Below are 15193 nucleotides of genomic sequence, written 5' to 3'. Positions count from 1 at the left end.
ATGGATTTCGCGCTGACCGACGAGCAGAACGCCATCCGCCGCGCCGTGCAGGACCTGTGCGCGGGGTTCGACGACGATTACTGGACCCGCAAGGACAAAGAGGGCGGATTTCCCGAGGACTTCTATCGCGCGATGGCCGGGGCCGGCTGGCTGGGCGTGGCGATGCCCGCCGAGTACGGCGGCGCCGGGCTGGGCATCCTGGAAGCGGCCCTGATGATGGAGACCGTGGCGGCGTCCGGGGCCGGCCTGTCGGGCGCGTCCGCCATCCACATGAATGTGTTCGGCCTGCATCCGGTGGTGGTGCACGGCAGCGACGCGCAGCGCGCGCGCTGGCTGCCGCCCATCATCAGCGGCGAACAGAAGGCATGCTTTGGCGTGACGGAGCCGAACACGGGCTTGAATACCCTGAAGCTGCGCACGCTGGCGGTGCGCCAGGGCGACCGCTACGTGGTCAACGGCCAGAAGATCTGGATTTCGACGGCGCAGGTGGCCAACAAGATCCTGCTGCTGGCGCGCACCACGCCGCTGGACCAGGTCAGGGAGCCGACCCAGGGCCTGAGCCTGTTCTACACCGACCTGGACCGCAGCCGCATCAGCGTGCGCGAGATCGAAAAACTGGGGCGCAAGGCGGTGGATTCCAATGAACTGTTCATCGACGGCCTGGAAGTTCCGGTCGAGGACCGCATCGGGGAAGAGGGCAAGGGCTTTTCGTACATCCTGCACGGCCTGAATCCCGAGCGCGTCCTGCTGGCGGCCGAGGCCACCGGCCTGGGGCGCGCGGCGTTGCGGCGCGCGGCGGCCTACGCGGGCGAGCGCGTGGTGTTCGACAGGCCGATCGGCCAGAACCAGGGCGTGCAGCACCCGCTGGCCGAGCGCTGGGTGGAACTGGAAGCGGCCGAGCTGCTGTACCGCCGCGCCGCGTGGATGTACGACCAGGGCATGCCGTGCGGCGCGGAAGCGAACGCGGCGAAGTTCTTTTGCGCCGAGGCCGGCTTTCGCGCCTGCGAAACCGCGGTCCTGACGCATGGCGGCATGGGCTACGCGAAGGAGTATCACGTGGAGCGCTACTTCCGCGAAGCCATGCTGCCGCGCATCGCGCCCGTGTCGCCGCAACTGATCCTGTGCTTCATCGCCGAGAAGGTGCTGGGGCTGCCGAAGTCGTACTGAACGTAGCTGCGCCGCGGGAACTCCGACGTCGCGTTCCGCGTCGTCGGGACCCGACACAACCAGGAGACAGACGCGATGGATGCGTTGCAGGGATTGCGGGTGGTGGATTTTTCCAAGGTGCTGGCCGGGCCGTTGTGCACGCAGTACCTGGGCGACATGGGGGCGGAGGTCATCAAGGTCGAGCCGCTCAAGGGCGACGATACGCGCCGCTGGCCGCCGTTCCGCCAGGACGACGGCACGGTGTTCCTGAGCGTGAACCGGAACAAGCGCAGCGTGGCGCTGGACCTGAAATCGCCGCAAGGGCGCGAGGCGGCGCAGCGGCTGATCGCCACTGCCGACATCGTGGTCGAAAGCTTCGGCCCCGGCGTGGCGGCTCGGCTGGGCATCGACTACGCCAGCGCCGCCGCACTGCGGCCCGACGTGGTCTATTGCAGCATTTCCGGCTTCGGCAGCAAGGGGCCCCTGAACCGGGGCAAGGGCTATGACGTGATCCTGCAGGCCTTCTGCGGCATGATGTCCATCACCGGCGAAGAGGACGGGCCGGCGATCCGCAGTCCGATCTCGCCCATCGACCAGGCGACCGGCATGCACGCCGCCACCGGCATCCTGGCCGCCGTCGTGCGCCGGCTGCGCACCGGCAAGGGCTGCCAGGTCGAGGCGTCGCTCTTTGACACCTCGGTCGGCTTCATGGGCTATGTGATGCAGAGCTACTGGGAACGGGGCAGCGAGCCGCGGCGCTGGGGCTCGGCCCACGAATCCCTGTGCCCCTACCAGGTGTTTGACGCCAGCGACCGGCCCTTGCTGCTGGGCGTGGCCAACGACTCCCTCTGGCGCACCTTCTGCAACGAAGTGGGCAAGCCGTCGCTGGCGGACGACCCGCGCTATGCCACCAACGCGGACCGCGTGCGCAACCGCCCCGAGGTGCTGGCGCTGGTGGCGGATGCGCTGCGTGAAGACAGCCGCGATGCCTGGATCGACCGGCTGGGGCGCGCCGGCATTCCGTGCGCGCCGATCCAGGGCGTCGGCGAGGTGCTGGCGCACGCGCACATGGACGCCAGCGAAATGATCTATCGCTTCGCCGATTCGGCGCATGGCGAATTGAACGTGGTATCGCAGCCGCTGCGCTTTGACGGCCAGCGCCCGAAGCCCGCGTCGCCGCCGCCGCGGGTGGGCGAGCATACGCGGCAGGTGCTTGCCGAACTCGGCTACGACGAGGCCGCCATCCGGCGCTATCTGGACGCGCTGGCGCCGGCGGTCGGCGCGGCGGCCTGACATGTCGTCCCCGGGCCGCGCCGCGCGCACGTGAAGCAGGCTTTGCGCATTCTTGCCAGTGTTCCGGCTGGCGGCTGAAGACCGGAAAACCTACCCGTGACTGGCCGCACAGGCCCCCACCGATCGACCGCCCGGCACAGGGACGGCGTCCCACCAAGGAGACAGACATGATGCGTACTTTCTTCAAGCCGCTATGCGCGGCCGCGTTGCTCGCGTGCGGCCTGGCCGGGCCCGCTGCGCAGGCGGCGGACTATCCTGCCCAGCCCGTGAAACTGGTCACGGCGTTCGGGGCGGGCAGCGCCAGCGACATCGTCGCCCGGCTGATCGCCGAACGCCTGCAGTCCGCGCTCGGGCAGCCGGTGATCGTCGAGAATCGCCCCGGCGCGTCGGGGCAGGTCGCCACCGACCTCGTCGCGCGCGCCCAGCCCGACGGCTACACGATCATGCTGGCGACGAACACCACCCATTCCTCGAACCCGCACCTGTACAAGAGCCTGCGCTACAACCCGGTCAAGGATTTCACGCCGCTGGTGCAGGTGTGCAATTTTCCCTTCGTGCTGGCGGTCAGCGCCAAATTGCCCATCAGCAGCGTGGATGACCTGCTGCGTTACGGCAAGGCCAATCCGGGCAGCCTGAACTACGCCTACGGCAACAGCACCGGCCAGATATCGGCCGCGTCCTTCGACAAGATGACCGGGCTGGGCGCCGCGGCGATTCCCTACAAGAGCACGCCGCAGGCGATGACGGACATCATCGGCGGACGCGCCACCTTCATGTTCGTGGACCTGGCGTCGGCGGCGGCGCACATCCAGGCGGGCACGCTCAAGGCGCTTGCGGTATCCACCGAGAAGCGCAGCGCGCTGGCGCCGAACCTGCCGAGCGTGTCCGAGGCGCTGGGACAGCCGGGCTTCGACCTGGCGGCCTGGGTCGGGATCTTCGGCCCCGCGAAACTGCCCGCGCCGATCGCGAAGCGGCTGGGGGACGAACTCTACAAGATCGTCTCGTCCGACGACATCAAGCAGAAGCTGACGCAGATGGGCGCGGAGCCCACGCCGGCGCCGGCCTCGGCGTTCGGGCCGTTCGTCGTGCAGCAGGAAAAAGTGTGGGGCGACAAGGTCCGGCAGGCGGGCATCCAGGCCGAGTAGGGGGCGGCGCAACCGCGCGGCTCGGGGATGCCGCCCGCCGCGGCAATCTTTGATGCGCATCGAGGGCCGTCGCTGCTTGACGGCCCTTCTGCCGTCCGGAAGGCGGCCCTGCGCCCGATCAATCCGGCTCCAATTTTGTCTTGGAATAGTAATGTTATTACATTACTATTCTGCCTTTTTTCACGCGACGCGGCGCCCAGGCGCCGGCCGGCATTGCTCCCTGTATCCCTACATGGCTTCTCCCATTCCCAATCCCGCCGGCAGCACCCGGCTGCGTTCCATCGACGCCCTGCGCGGCCTGGTCATCGTGATCATGCTGCTGGACCACGTGCGCGAGACCTTCTTCCTGCACCATCAGGTCGGCGACCCGATGGACGTGGCGGCCACGCCGCCCGATCTGTTTTTCTCGCGCCTGCTGGCACACCTGTGCGCCCCGGTGTTCGTGTTCCTGACGGGCCTGTCGGCCTGGCTGTATGGCGCGAAGGCGGGCAGCCGCGGCGCCACGGCGGCGTTCCTGGCCAAGCGCGGCGCGTTTCTCATCGCGCTGGAAGTCATCGTCGTGAATTTTGCGTGGACGTTCCAGTTTCCGCCGTCGGTCGTGTACCTGCAGGTGATCTGGGTGATCGGCCTGTCCATGCTGTCGCTGGCGGCCCTGCTGTGGTTGCCGCGCTGGGCGCTGGTCGTGGTGGGGGTGGCGCTGGTGGCCGGCCACAATGCGCTGGACGGCGTGCATTTCGTGGCGGGCCACGCCATGCACGTGCCGTGGGCGGTGCTGCACGACCGCGGCTGGATCGACATGGGCGAGACGCTGCGCCTGCGGACCTCGTATCCCTTGCTGCCCTGGATCGGCGTGATCGCGCTGGGCTTCGCGGCGGGCCCGTGGTTCCAGGCGGGCGTGCAGCCCGCCGTGCGCCAGCGCCGGCTCTGGACGGCGGGCCTTGCCCTGGTCGCCGGCTTTGTCGCCCTGCGGGCGCTGAACGGCTATGGCCAGGCCCAGCAGTGGTCCGTGCAGGCCGACGCGCTGCACACGGCGATGAGCTTCCTGAACATTACGAAATACCCGCCGTCGCTGATGTTCCTGCTGCTGACGCTCGGCCTGGGCCTGTGCCTGCTGGTCCTGATCGAGCGCGCCCAGTCCGCGACGTGGGTGCGCGTGCTGTGCGTGTACGGCGCGGCGCCGATGTTCTTCTACCTGCTGCACCTGTACGTGCTGAAGGCGCTGTACCTGGCGGGCGAGGGCATCTGGGGCCTGAACCAGGGCAAGTACTTTGGCGTGGACGGCATGGCCTCGGTATGGCTGATCTCGGTGCTGCTGGCGGCCGCCCTCTACCTGCCGGTGCGCTGGTTCGGGCGCCTGAAGGCCGCGCGCCGCGACATCGCCTGGCTCAAGTACCTGTGAGGCCGGCGATGGCGTTACGCAAGTTTTCCGCGGGCGTCGCGGCGGTGATGGCGCCGTGGGCCGCCGACGCGCAGCAAAGCCCCGTCACCCTGTACGGGGTCGTGGACCTGAGCCTGGCAGGCTTCTCCACACAGGAGCGCGGCACGGCGATCAACATGCAGTCGGGCGTGCAGTCCGGTTCGCGCTGGGGGCTGCGCGGCAGCGAGGATCTGGGCAATGGCCTGCGGGCAAATTTCCAGCTGGAAAGCGGCATCCTGGCCAACAACGGCAGGTCCGCGCAGGGCGGGCGCCTGTTCGGCCGCGCCGCCTGGGTCGGGGTATCGGGCGGGTTCGGCGACCTGCGGCTGGGCCGCCAGACCTCGGCGTCGTCGGCCACGCTCGCGGACTACGACGCCTTCCTGGCGTCATACCTCATCACGGGCGCGCAGACGACGCTGCTGCCCTACAACGCCAACCGCGCCGACAACACCGTGGCCTACTGGAGTCCTTCCGTGGGCGGCCTGCGGGTGGGTGTCGACGCCAGCCTGGACTATGACGGCGGCGGGGGCTTTCAGACTGCCTCCACCAACAAGCTCTACAGCGCCGCGCTGGTGTACGAGCAGGCGGGCTATTCGATCGCCGCCACCTACGAAGGCGCGCGCTGGGCGGACGGCACGGTCCAGTCCGCCGCCATGGTCCGGGCAGGCGGCGCGCGCCAGCCCGATGCCTACACCCTGGCCGCGCGTGCGACGGTGGATGCGTTCACGCTGTACGCGGGCTGGTCCGTGATGCGCAACGGATCGACCATACCGGCCGTGCCGTCGCCGGGGCAGCGCGTCTATTTCCCGGACAGCACGGTCCATGGTGTGATGGCCGGCGCCGCCTGGCGGGCGGGCGCGGGAACGGTGATGGCGTCGTGGCAGGCCAGCCTGCCGGGCGGCGGCGTCCTCGAGCGCGACGGCGCCACGCATTCCCAGCAGGTCTATTCGGCGGGCTACGTGTACGACCTGTCCAAGCGCACCAACCTGTACGCCGTCTACGGCTACATGCGGGGCGCCTGGGACGACCCGTCCTGGCACCAGTCGCAGTACGCGGTGGGGATGCGCCACCGGTACTGAGGGGCGATCAGTACGTCTTGCCGGAAATCTGGTCGGCGTACTTCAGGTCCAGCCACTTGTCGTCCTGCGGAATGCGGTCCAGGTTGCCCAGGTCGATCTGGGTCTGCAGGGCGTCTTTCAAGGCCTGTTCCGGCACGGCCACGGAATCCGCGAACACGCCGTCGTCGATCAGGCGCTGCACCGATGCGCGCACCACCGCCGGGTCCAGGTTGGGGAAGAGCTTCAGGCCGCTGGCCACCGCCGCCGCCGGATCCTTGTGGATGGCCTTGAGCGCGCGGTCGATGCCGGCCACGAACTTCTGCGAGACCTGCGGGGCGATGTCCTGGCGGGTGGAGATGGCCGAGAACGTGTACGGGCCGATCTCGCGCGAGAACGCGGACACGACCTTGTAGCCCTGGGCCTGGGCCTGCGACGCGCCCGGCTCATAGAGCACCGCGCAGTCGGCCTGGCCCGAACTCAGTGGACCGATCTCGTTGCCCAGCGGCACTTCCAGCAGGTTCACGTCGCGCTTGGGATCCAGGCCGGCGTTCTTGACCAGCTTGATGAAGGCCGACGAACTGGTGGTGGGCATGGCGCCCGTGGCGATGGTGGCGCCCTTCAGGCTCTTGAAGCCGTCGAACTTGAAGTCCTGCTTGCAGGTCAGCCACACGCCCAGGCGGTTCAGCGTGCCGCCCACGACTTTCACCGGCGCGCCGCGGCCGAACGAAATCGCGGTCCATTCGGGGCCGTGCAGCGAGAAGTCGGCGCTTCGGGAGATGACGGCGGCCAGCGCGTTGGTCGACGACGAGGCCACGTCGATGCGCACGTCCAGGCCTTCGTCCTTGAAGTAACCGTGTTCCTCGGCAAAGTACACCGGCAGGTAGAACACGGACTTGAAGGCGGCGGATACGACGGCCTTGTCGTTGGCGGCCATGGCGGACACGGACAGCAGGGAGACGGCCGCGGCGGCGGCAAGGCGGAGGGGGAATCGGGTTTTCATGATGGTTTGCAGCGGCGCGGATGCGCGCTTCACAGTTTGAATTGAGTGGCGTAGGTCTGGTCTTTCCAGCGCAGGAGGCGCTTTTCGGCAATGTCCACGCCGGCGTACAGGACAAAGCCCAGCAGCATCAGCGAGAAGATCCCCACCCAGACGGTGTTCAGGTCATACAGCGACGAGGCGACGAAGATGACGTGGCCCAGGCCGTACTTGGAGGAAATGAACTCGCCCACGACCGTGCCCACCAGCGCGAAGCCGATGTTGATGCGGAACGTGGCGATGATGGCGGGCAGGGCGGACGGCACCACGACCTTGGCGAAGATCTGCCGCTTGGTCGCGCCCAGCGACACCAGCATCTTCTGGATGTCGGGATCGGTGTCCTTCGCGGCCTGGAAGGCGGCCAGCAGGGCGACGATGGAAGTCAGCGAAATCGACAGCGCCACCTTCGAGATCACGCCCGTGCCGAACCACAGGATCACCAGCGGCGCGAACGCGATCTTGGGCACGCTGTTGATCGCCACCAGGAAGGGCTCGACCACCTTGGCGCCGTACGGCGAATACCAGAGCGCCAGCCCGGGCACGGTGCCCAGGACGGTGCCCACGACAAAGCCGGCCGCGGACGCCCACAGCGTGTAGTTGGCGTGCTCCCAGAGTTCGCCGGACAGAATCATTTTCCAGGCGGCCTGCACGATGCCCGCGGGCGAGCCGAACAGGAAGCCCGACACGGCGCCGGACCGCACGCCGGCTTCCCAGGCGCCGAACAGCACGGCAAGAATCAGCAGTTGGGTCGCCAGGACGGGGATGCGAAAGCCCGGTTTGCGGGCCGTGGCCGGGGTCGTTGCAGGCTTGGACGCAGGCGCGCCCTGCAGTGTTGAAGCGGTGGTCTGGGTCATGCGGGGACGCCGTCCTTGCGGGCGGTCTGTATGTCGAGTTCCTGGCAGAGCAGGTCGAAGTAGCCGGGAAAGCGGCTGTCGTGGCGCGCTTCCAGCGGCGAACGGGTGCCCAGTTCGATCTCGTGTACGCTCTTGAGTCGCCCGGGACGCGCGCTCAGCACGAAGATGCGCTCTGACAAGGCGATGGCCTCGTCGATGTCGGGGGTCACGAGCACCACGGTCTTGCCCTGCTTGCTTACGGTGTCGGCCAGCATGGATTCCAGGAACAGGCGGGTCTGGTAGTCCAGCGCCGAGAACGGTTCGTCCAGCAGCAGCACGTCCGGGTCGGGCAACAGCGTGCGGGCCAGCGCCACGCGCTGGCGCATGCCGCCGGACAGCGCCTTGGGATAGCTGTCCTGGAACGGCAGCAGGCCGAAGGTGTGCAGGTATTCGCGCGCCCGTTCCACGGATTCGGCCTTGGGCGCGCCGCGGATCTCCAGGCCGACCAGGACGTTGTCCAGCACGGTGCGCCAGGGCATCAGCAGGTCGCGCTGCAGCATGTAGCCGACGCGTCCGCGCAGGTTGGGCAGGGCCGCGCCATCCAGCGCGATCGTGCCGGCGTCATGCTCCAGGAGGCCGGTCAGGATGTTGAACAGCGTGGACTTGCCGCAGCCCGACGGGCCGATGATGCTGACGAATTCGCCGCTGGCCGCGTTCAGGCTGATGTCGTCCAGGACCTGGACCGGGCCGGTGTCGGTGTGAAAGCGCTTGGAGAGATTGCGGATCTCCAGCTTGAGGGCAGGGGTGGGACTCATGGCGGAACGACTGCACGCCGCCTCAAGCCGCGCCATGCTCCAGTTCAAGTGCCACGACGTCTTCGTGCGGCACCTCCAGGGCTTCGTTGAAGCGCTTGAAGAAGCTGCACAGGGCGATGCGGATGGTCAGCTCGACGATCTGTTCCTCGCTGAAGAACGATTGCAGCTTGCGGTAGAACTCGTCGCTGACCTGCGACGGGGTCAGCGTGACAAGGACCGCGTAGTCGCGCACCACCAGGTCCTTCTCGTCCAGGCCCGGCACCTGCGGTTCCAGCAGGCGGTCGATGGCCTCTTGCGAGATGCCGTGCGCGGCCAGCTTGGGCGTGTGCAGCGTGACGCAGTAGTGGCAGGCGTGGGCCTTGGAGGCCGTCAGCAGCGCGATTTCCAGATGGCGCGGCGAGATCAGGCCGTCCTCGCGCGACTGCACCAGGTACGAGAAGAAATGCTTGAGCGCCGGCGGCCGCGGCGCGAAGGCGCTCAGCATGTTGGCATAGGGGCCGTAGTCCTGCAGCAGTTGGTTGAACAGGGCGGCGGTGGCGGGATCCAGCTTGGCGGGATCCAGGGGAGTCAGGCGTGACAAGGCAATTCCAGCGTAAGGGGACAACAACGCTCGAATCCTAAAAGACCCCGGGCCGCATGAAAAATACCGATATCACATATGTATATGGGTATGCCCGGGCGGCACGGGCATCGGCGGGCGCGGCAGATCGTTGCGCTACAGGCGCTGTCCTCCCGTGGCATCGATGCTTTGACCGGTCACCCAGCGTCCTTCGTGCGAAGCCAGGAACGCGACGATGTCGGCGATGTCCTCGGGCTGGCCCACGCGGCCCAGCGCGATGGTCTGCGCGATGGCGCGGCTGAGCTCGGGGTCCCGCGCGCGCGCGTTGAGGTCGGTCGCGGTGGCGCCCGGCAGCACGGCGTTCACGGTGATGCCACGAGCGCCGAGCTCGCTGGCCAGCAGCAGGGTCAGGGCTTCCAGGCCGGCCTTGGCCGGCGCGTACACGCTCATTTCGGGATAGGCGGCGCGCGTGCCCATGGACGAGATATTGATGATGCGCCCGCCGTCGCGCAGGAAAGGCAGGCAGTGCTGGATCAGGAAGAACGGCGTTTTCAGGTTGACCTGCAGCACGCGGTCGAAGTCCTGGGGCGTCACTTGCGGCAGGCGCGCGCGCAGGCCGACGCCGGCGTTGTTGACCAGGATGTCCAGGCCGTCTTCTCCCGTGCGTTCGCGCAGGGATGCGAGGGCGGCCGCAGCAAGGCCGGCTGCTGCGTCCGGGTCGGCCAGGTCGGCCTGCAAGGCCCAGGCCTGTCCGCCGGCCGCCTCGATCTGGCCGACGACCTCGGCGGCGGCGCCGGTCGCCGCGTGGTAGTGCACGGCGACGCGCGCGCCGCGCCGGCCCAGGGCCAGCGCAATGGCGCGGCCGATGCCGCGGCTGCCGCCGGTGACGAGGGCGGTCTTGCCCGCCAGGGTATCGGGTGCGGCGCTCATGCGGCCTCCTTCTCGGGTTGTGTCCAGTCCTGCCGCGCTTCCAGGTCGCGCGCCAATAGCAGCAGGGCGTTGCGGTCGACCTTGTTGGTGCCCGCCCAGGGCAGGTCGTCCAGGAAGCGGATGCGGCGCGGATGCTGATAGGCCGGACCATGGGCCAGCGCATGGCGCTTGAGCGTTTCGGCGTCCAGCGTGCTGCCGTCGCGCCGCACCACGAAGGCGACGGGGATGTTGCCGCGCTCTTCGTCGGCCAGCGGCACGACGCAGCTCTGGCGCACGTCGGGATGCGACTCCAGCAGCTTTTCGACCTCGACCGGATAGATGTTTTCGCCGGAGCACACGAACATGTCGTCGGCGCGCCCCACGAAGTAATAGAAGCCGTCGGGGTCGCGGCGCATCACATCGCCGCTGTAGTACCAGCCGTCGTCCAGCACCTGGGCGCTTTTCTCGGGCAGGTTGTGATAGCCGGCAAGCACCGCCGGATTCTTCATCAGCAGCACGCCTTCGTCGGGACCGCTTCCGCCCGTCAGCCGGACCTGGTCCTTGTGCAGCGGGTAGCCGACGGCCAGCGGCGGCGTGGGCAGGCCGTCGGGATGCGGGCCGAATACCGCGGGGCCGGCTTCCGTGGTGCCGTAGCCGTGCGTGATGCGCACCTGCGGCAGCGCCTGCTGGATGCGTTCGTACAGGGCCACGGTCATCGGGGCGGACCCCAGCATGACGCGTTCCAGCGCCGACAGGTCGCGGCCCTGCAGCAGCGCGGGGTCCTTGACCAGCCGCGCGAACATGGTCGGGACGGCCGTCAGGATGGTGATGCGGTAGCGTTCCAGCGCGTCCGCGTAGGCGGCGACGTCGAACGCGGGCTGGATCACCAGCAGGCTGTTGCTGGCGAAGGCGCGCTTGGCCATGAACAGGCCGTTCATGTGGAACAGCGGCTGCGCCAGCAGGTAGCGCGCCTGGTTGTCCGCGGGCGCGGCGGGGCCGGCCGTGGTCGTCAGCGCCCAGAGCTGGCCGGCGTGGGTCAGCGGCACGCCCTTGGGCTTGCCGGTGGAGCCGGACGTATACAGCATCTGCGCGATGGCCTGCGGGGCCGGCGTGACGGCCGCGAAGTCCGCGGGCGCGATCTGGGCGGCAAAGCCCTGCGGGCCGGCGTCGTCGAAGTCCAGGACCGGCACGGTGGCCTCGAACCCGGCGCGGCGCGGGCCGTCCACAAAGGCCAGGGCGATGCCGGCATCGCGCAGCACGTAGTCGATGTTCTCCTGCGACTGCTTGATGTTGATGGGCACGGCGACGAAACCGGCGCGCATGATGCCGAAATAGGCGATGAGGTATTCGGCGCGGTTCAGGGCGGCGATGGCGATGCGGGCGCCGGGTTCCAGGCCGCGTGCGACCAGCCACGCGGCCACGCCGCCCGCCAGGCGGTCGGCCTGGCCATGCGTCAGGCGCAGGGGCGCGTCGGGCTGGCGCAGGTCGACGATGGCGGGCAGGTCGGCCGGCAATCGCGGATCGGCCAGGTCGCCCAGGTTCTTGAGGGAATGCGTCATGGAGAGGATTTCCGAAAAGGCTGCGGCTCAGCGCTTTTGCAGCTTGGGATTGAGCGCGTCGTTCAGGCCGTCGCCGACCAGGTTCAGCGACAGCACGGTAAGCATGATGGCCACGCCGGGCACGGCGCAGATGTACCAGGAGGATCGGATCAGGCTGCGTCCTTCGCCCACCAGTCGGCCCCAGCTGGCGATGTTGGGATCGCCCAGGCCCAGGAAGGACACCACCGATTCGTACAGGATCGCGCCGGCCACCACCAGCGACGACATCACGATGACGGGCGGCAGCGCGTTGGGCAGGACTTCGGCCGCGACGATGCGCAGCGGGCTCATGCCCACGGCGCGGCAGGCCTGCACGAACTCGCGTTCCTTGAAGGACAGGAACTCGGCGCGGGTCAGGCGCGCGATCGGCGGCCAGGACACCAGGCCGACGGCCAAGGTGATGTTTTCGATCCGGGGGCCCAGCACCGACACGACGGTCAGCACGAAGACGACGTTGGGGATGATCTGGAACAGCTCGGTCAGGCGCATGAGCGCTTCGTCGATCCAGCCGCCGGCCCAGGCGGCGGCCGCGCCGACGCTTACGCCGATCAGCGTGGCGGTGGCGGCGGCCACCAGGCCGATCAGCAGGGTGGCGCGCGCGCCGTGCGCGATCAGCGCGGCGATGTCGCGGCCCATGGAGTCCGTGCCCAGCGGAAAGCGCCAGGACTCGAAGGGCCAGATCTCGGGCGCGCCGACGATGCGCAGCGGGTTGACCGGGTAGAGCCAGTCGGCGCCGGCGGCCACCAGCGCCACCAGCAGCAGGACCGCGGCGCCCGCCACCGCGCCGCGGTTGCGGGCAAAGCGCGCCGCGAAGGAATCGGGACGGCGGGCCGGGGCCGCGGCCCCGGGGGACAGGATGGCGGGGGTAGCGGACATGTCAGGCGGCCTTGATGCGCGGATCCAGCCGCGTATAGGCGAGGTCCACGATGATGTTGGCGATGATGACCACGACCGAGCTGAGCACCAGGATGCCCAGCACGACGGGGTAGTTGCGGCTCATGACGCTGTCGAACAGCACGGCGCCGATGCCGGGCCAGCTGAACACGGACTCGATCACGATGCTGCCGCCCAGCACGGCGCCCAGCTGCAGGCCCAGCAGGGTGGCAATGGGCAGGACGGCGTTGCGCAGGATGTGGCGCAGCACCACCGTGGCGCGCGTCAGGCCCTTGGCGTAGGCCGTGCGCACGTAGTCCATGCGGCTGACTTCCAGCATCGATGCGCGCATCACGCGGGCGTAGGCCGCCGAATAGAACAGCCCCAGCGCCACGGCCGGCAGCGCCAGGTGGTGCAGCACGTCCAGCGCCTGGCGCCAGAGCCCGCCGTCCAGGCCGATGGTGACCATGCCTCCCACCGGAAACCAGCCCAGCTTCACCGAGAACATGATGATCAGCATGATGCCCAGCCAGAAGCTCGGCGCGGCAAAGCACAGCACGGCGAACGCCGACACGGCGCTGTCCCACCAGGTGTTGACCTTGACGGCCGACACGATGCCGGCCGCCACCCCCACCAGCACCGCGATGGCGATGCTGGCCAGCATCAGCACCAGCGTCGCCGGCAGGTGGGCCAGGATCACGTCCAGCACCGGCAGGTTGTGCCGGTACGAATAGCCGAAATCCAGCCGCGCCACCGATCCGATGTACTTCAGAAGCTGCACCGCGGGAGGCTGGTCCAGGCCGTAGGTGACGCGCAGGCGTTCGATCAGCGCCGGATCGGTGACCTGCTGTTCGGCCGTCATGACGTCCAGGAACGTCCCCGGCACGGACTGGATCAGGGCGAAGTTCAGCACCACCACGCCCAGCAGCAGCGGGATGGCCTGGAGCAGCCGGCGCGAGATCAGGCGGATCGGCATGGCGGCCTCAGGCCTGCAGCCAGACGTCGGCCAGGGTTTCGCCCTGCACGTTGGCGCCGGTGGTGAAGTTGCGCACGTTCTTGCCGGCCAGCGTGAACGACTGGATCTCGACCAGCGGCACGATCGGCACGTCGGTGGACGCCAGGCGCGCGAACTGCGTGGCCAGCTTGCGGCGCGCCTCGGGCTCGGTCTCGACCGCGAGCTTGCCGACGATGGCGTCCATCTCGGGGCTGGAATAGCCGGTGGCGTTGCGGAAGGCGGCGCCGCGCACGATGCCGTCGGTGGTGAAGAACTGGGTCACGGTGGGCACCAGCTCCAGCGGCGACGTGAAGTTGGAGACGGCGATGTCGTAGTCATAGTCGCCATAGATGCGCTTGAGCGCGGTGGCCCGGTCCACGGAATCCAGCTTGACGGCGATGCCCACGTCTTCCAGCGCCTGCTTCAGGTATTGGCCCAGCTTGGCGTTTTCCTCGAACCAGGCGGCGGCCAGCAGGTTGACAGTGAAGCGCTTGCCGTCCTTGACCGGCAGGCCGGCCGCGTCCAGCAGGGCGGCAGCCTTCTTGGGATCGAAGGGATAGCGCGGCACGTCCTCGGTGAAGAACAGCGGATTGCTGCTGAAGATCGGCGCGATGGCCGGCTTGCCGCGGCCGTAGTAGATGGTGTCGACGATGAACTGGCGGTCGATCGCGTGCAGGATGGCCTGGCGCACCTCGCGGCGGTTGACGATGTCGCGCCGCTGATTGAATTCCGCCGTGACCGTCCAGGCCGTGTTCTGGTAGCCGCGCGTGTCCACCACGACCTTGCCGGTCTTGACCAGGCGGTCGATGTCGCGCGCGGGCACCGGGTTGGAATAGGCCAGTCCCAGTTCGCCGGTTTCGAGCGCGGCGCCGCGCGAGGCGGGGTCCGCCCACCAGCGGATCACCAGCTTGTCCAGGTTGGGCTGGGCCGGATTCCAGTACTTGTCGTTGCGCAGGTATTCGACATGGCTGCCGCGCACCCACTTGCCGTATTTCCAGGGGCCCGTGCCGACCGGCGTGTTGTTCAGCGGATTGGTGATGAGGTCCTTGCCGTCGTAGAGGTGCTTGGGCACCAGCAGCTGATACTGGCCGGACAGCGTCGATTTCAGGAAGAATTCGGGCACCGGCGCATTGAAGGTCAGCACGACGGTGTGCGCGTCCGGTGCGGCGGCGTCCGTCAGCGACTTCAGCGCGATGCCGGCCGAGATCGGCTTCCAGTGCTGCAACACGTTGTAGACCACGTCCGCCGACGTGAACGGCGCGCCGTCGTGCCAGGTGACGCCTTCGCGCAGCTTGATGGTGTAGCTGCGGAAGTCGGCTGACGGCGTGACGGACAGGGCCAGCGCGGGCTGGAATTTCAGGTCCGCGTCCAGCTTGAGCAGGCGTTCCAGGATCTTGGTCGACGTCTGGAACGGGCTGGAGCCGCCGCCGCCGGGCACGAACAGGGCCTGCGGCTCCAGGCCGCCCCAGGTGGCGACGAGCGTGCCGCCCCGGCGGGCGGGGCCGGCATCCGGGCCC

Annotated in this window: 14 protein-coding genes; 5 read left to right on the top strand and 9 right to left on the bottom strand. The window is 68.5% G+C overall.

Annotation, left to right across the window (positions count from 1 at the left end):
• The 5 genes from ABE485_RS06690 to ABE485_RS06670 all read left to right on the top strand — a co-directional run bounded on the left by ABE485_RS06690 (window position 1) and on the right by ABE485_RS06670 (window position 6080).
• Window positions 1-1167 (top strand): acyl-CoA dehydrogenase family protein, encoded by a 1167-nt coding sequence (locus ABE485_RS06690; protein WP_346514394.1) that lies wholly within the window; start codon window positions 1-3, stop codon window positions 1165-1167.
• A 75-nt stretch (window positions 1168-1242) separates the two neighbouring features.
• Window positions 1243-2439: a CaiB/BaiF CoA transferase family protein gene (locus tag ABE485_RS06685; RefSeq protein ID WP_346514392.1), complete on the top strand. Its 1197-nt coding sequence runs from the start codon at window positions 1243-1245 to the stop codon at window positions 2437-2439.
• A 167-nt stretch (window positions 2440-2606) separates the two neighbouring features.
• Window positions 2607-3584, top strand: a complete 978-nt coding sequence (locus ABE485_RS06680) for a Bug family tripartite tricarboxylate transporter substrate binding protein (protein WP_346514390.1) — start codon at window positions 2607-2609, stop codon at window positions 3582-3584.
• Between the two features lie 232 nt (window positions 3585-3816).
• Complete coding sequence (locus tag ABE485_RS06675) at window positions 3817-4983, top strand: DUF1624 domain-containing protein (RefSeq protein ID WP_346514388.1); 1167 nt, start codon at window positions 3817-3819, stop codon at window positions 4981-4983.
• An 8-nt stretch (window positions 4984-4991) separates the two neighbouring features.
• Entirely contained in the window at window positions 4992-6080 is a 1089-nt protein-coding gene (locus ABE485_RS06670) for a porin (protein WP_346514386.1), read from the top strand.
• 7 nt (window positions 6081-6087) lie between these two features.
• On the opposite strand, the gene ABE485_RS06665 is transcribed toward ABE485_RS06670, so the two are convergent.
• The 9 genes from ABE485_RS06665 to ABE485_RS06625 form a co-directional block, all read right to left on the bottom strand.
• Window positions 6088-7059 carry an ABC transporter substrate-binding protein gene (locus tag ABE485_RS06665; RefSeq protein ID WP_346514384.1) on the bottom strand — a complete coding sequence of 324 codons (972 nt, stop codon included), beginning with the start codon at window positions 7057-7059 and terminating at the stop codon, window positions 6088-6090.
• A 29-nt stretch (window positions 7060-7088) separates the two neighbouring features.
• Window positions 7089-7949 (bottom strand): ABC transporter permease, encoded by an 861-nt coding sequence (locus ABE485_RS06660; protein ID WP_346514382.1) that lies wholly within the window; start codon window positions 7947-7949, stop codon window positions 7089-7091.
• Complete coding sequence (locus ABE485_RS06655; RefSeq protein ID WP_346514381.1) at window positions 7946-8743, bottom strand: ABC transporter ATP-binding protein; 798 nt, start codon at window positions 8741-8743, stop codon at window positions 7946-7948. Before ABE485_RS06655 ends, ABE485_RS06660 begins: the two co-directional genes overlap by 4 nt.
• Window positions 8744-8765: 22 nt before the next feature.
• Window positions 8766-9323: a carboxymuconolactone decarboxylase family protein gene (locus tag ABE485_RS06650; RefSeq protein WP_346514380.1), complete on the bottom strand. Its 558-nt coding sequence runs from the start codon at window positions 9321-9323 to the stop codon at window positions 8766-8768.
• Window positions 9324-9458: 135 nt separating this feature from the next.
• On the bottom strand, window positions 9459-10232 hold the full coding sequence (locus ABE485_RS06645; protein WP_346514379.1) for an SDR family oxidoreductase: 774 nt from the start codon (window positions 10230-10232) through the stop codon (window positions 9459-9461).
• Window positions 10229-11770, bottom strand: a complete 1542-nt coding sequence (locus ABE485_RS06640) for a class I adenylate-forming enzyme family protein (protein WP_346514377.1) — start codon at window positions 11768-11770, stop codon at window positions 10229-10231. Before ABE485_RS06640 ends, ABE485_RS06645 begins: the two co-directional genes overlap by 4 nt.
• Window positions 11771-11797: 27 nt before the next feature.
• Window positions 11798-12685, bottom strand: a complete 888-nt coding sequence (locus tag ABE485_RS06635; RefSeq protein WP_346514376.1) for an ABC transporter permease — start codon at window positions 12683-12685, stop codon at window positions 11798-11800.
• Between the two features lies 1 nt (window position 12686).
• Window positions 12687-13658, bottom strand: coding sequence for an ABC transporter permease (locus ABE485_RS06630; RefSeq protein WP_346514375.1), 972 nt, complete (start codon window positions 13656-13658; stop codon window positions 12687-12689).
• A gap of 7 nt (window positions 13659-13665) precedes the next feature.
• Window positions 13666-15193: ABC transporter substrate-binding protein (locus ABE485_RS06625; RefSeq protein WP_346514374.1), on the bottom strand; the 1528-nt coding region annotated here is incomplete at its 5' end.

It is taken from the genome of Achromobacter spanius, assembly GCF_039673305.1.
Taxonomy (GTDB): Bacteria; Pseudomonadota; Gammaproteobacteria; order Burkholderiales; family Burkholderiaceae_B; genus Achromobacter; species Achromobacter spanius_F.
The sequence above is the reverse complement of the archived record's forward strand: the minus strand, read 5'-3'. Positions and strand labels throughout refer to the sequence as shown.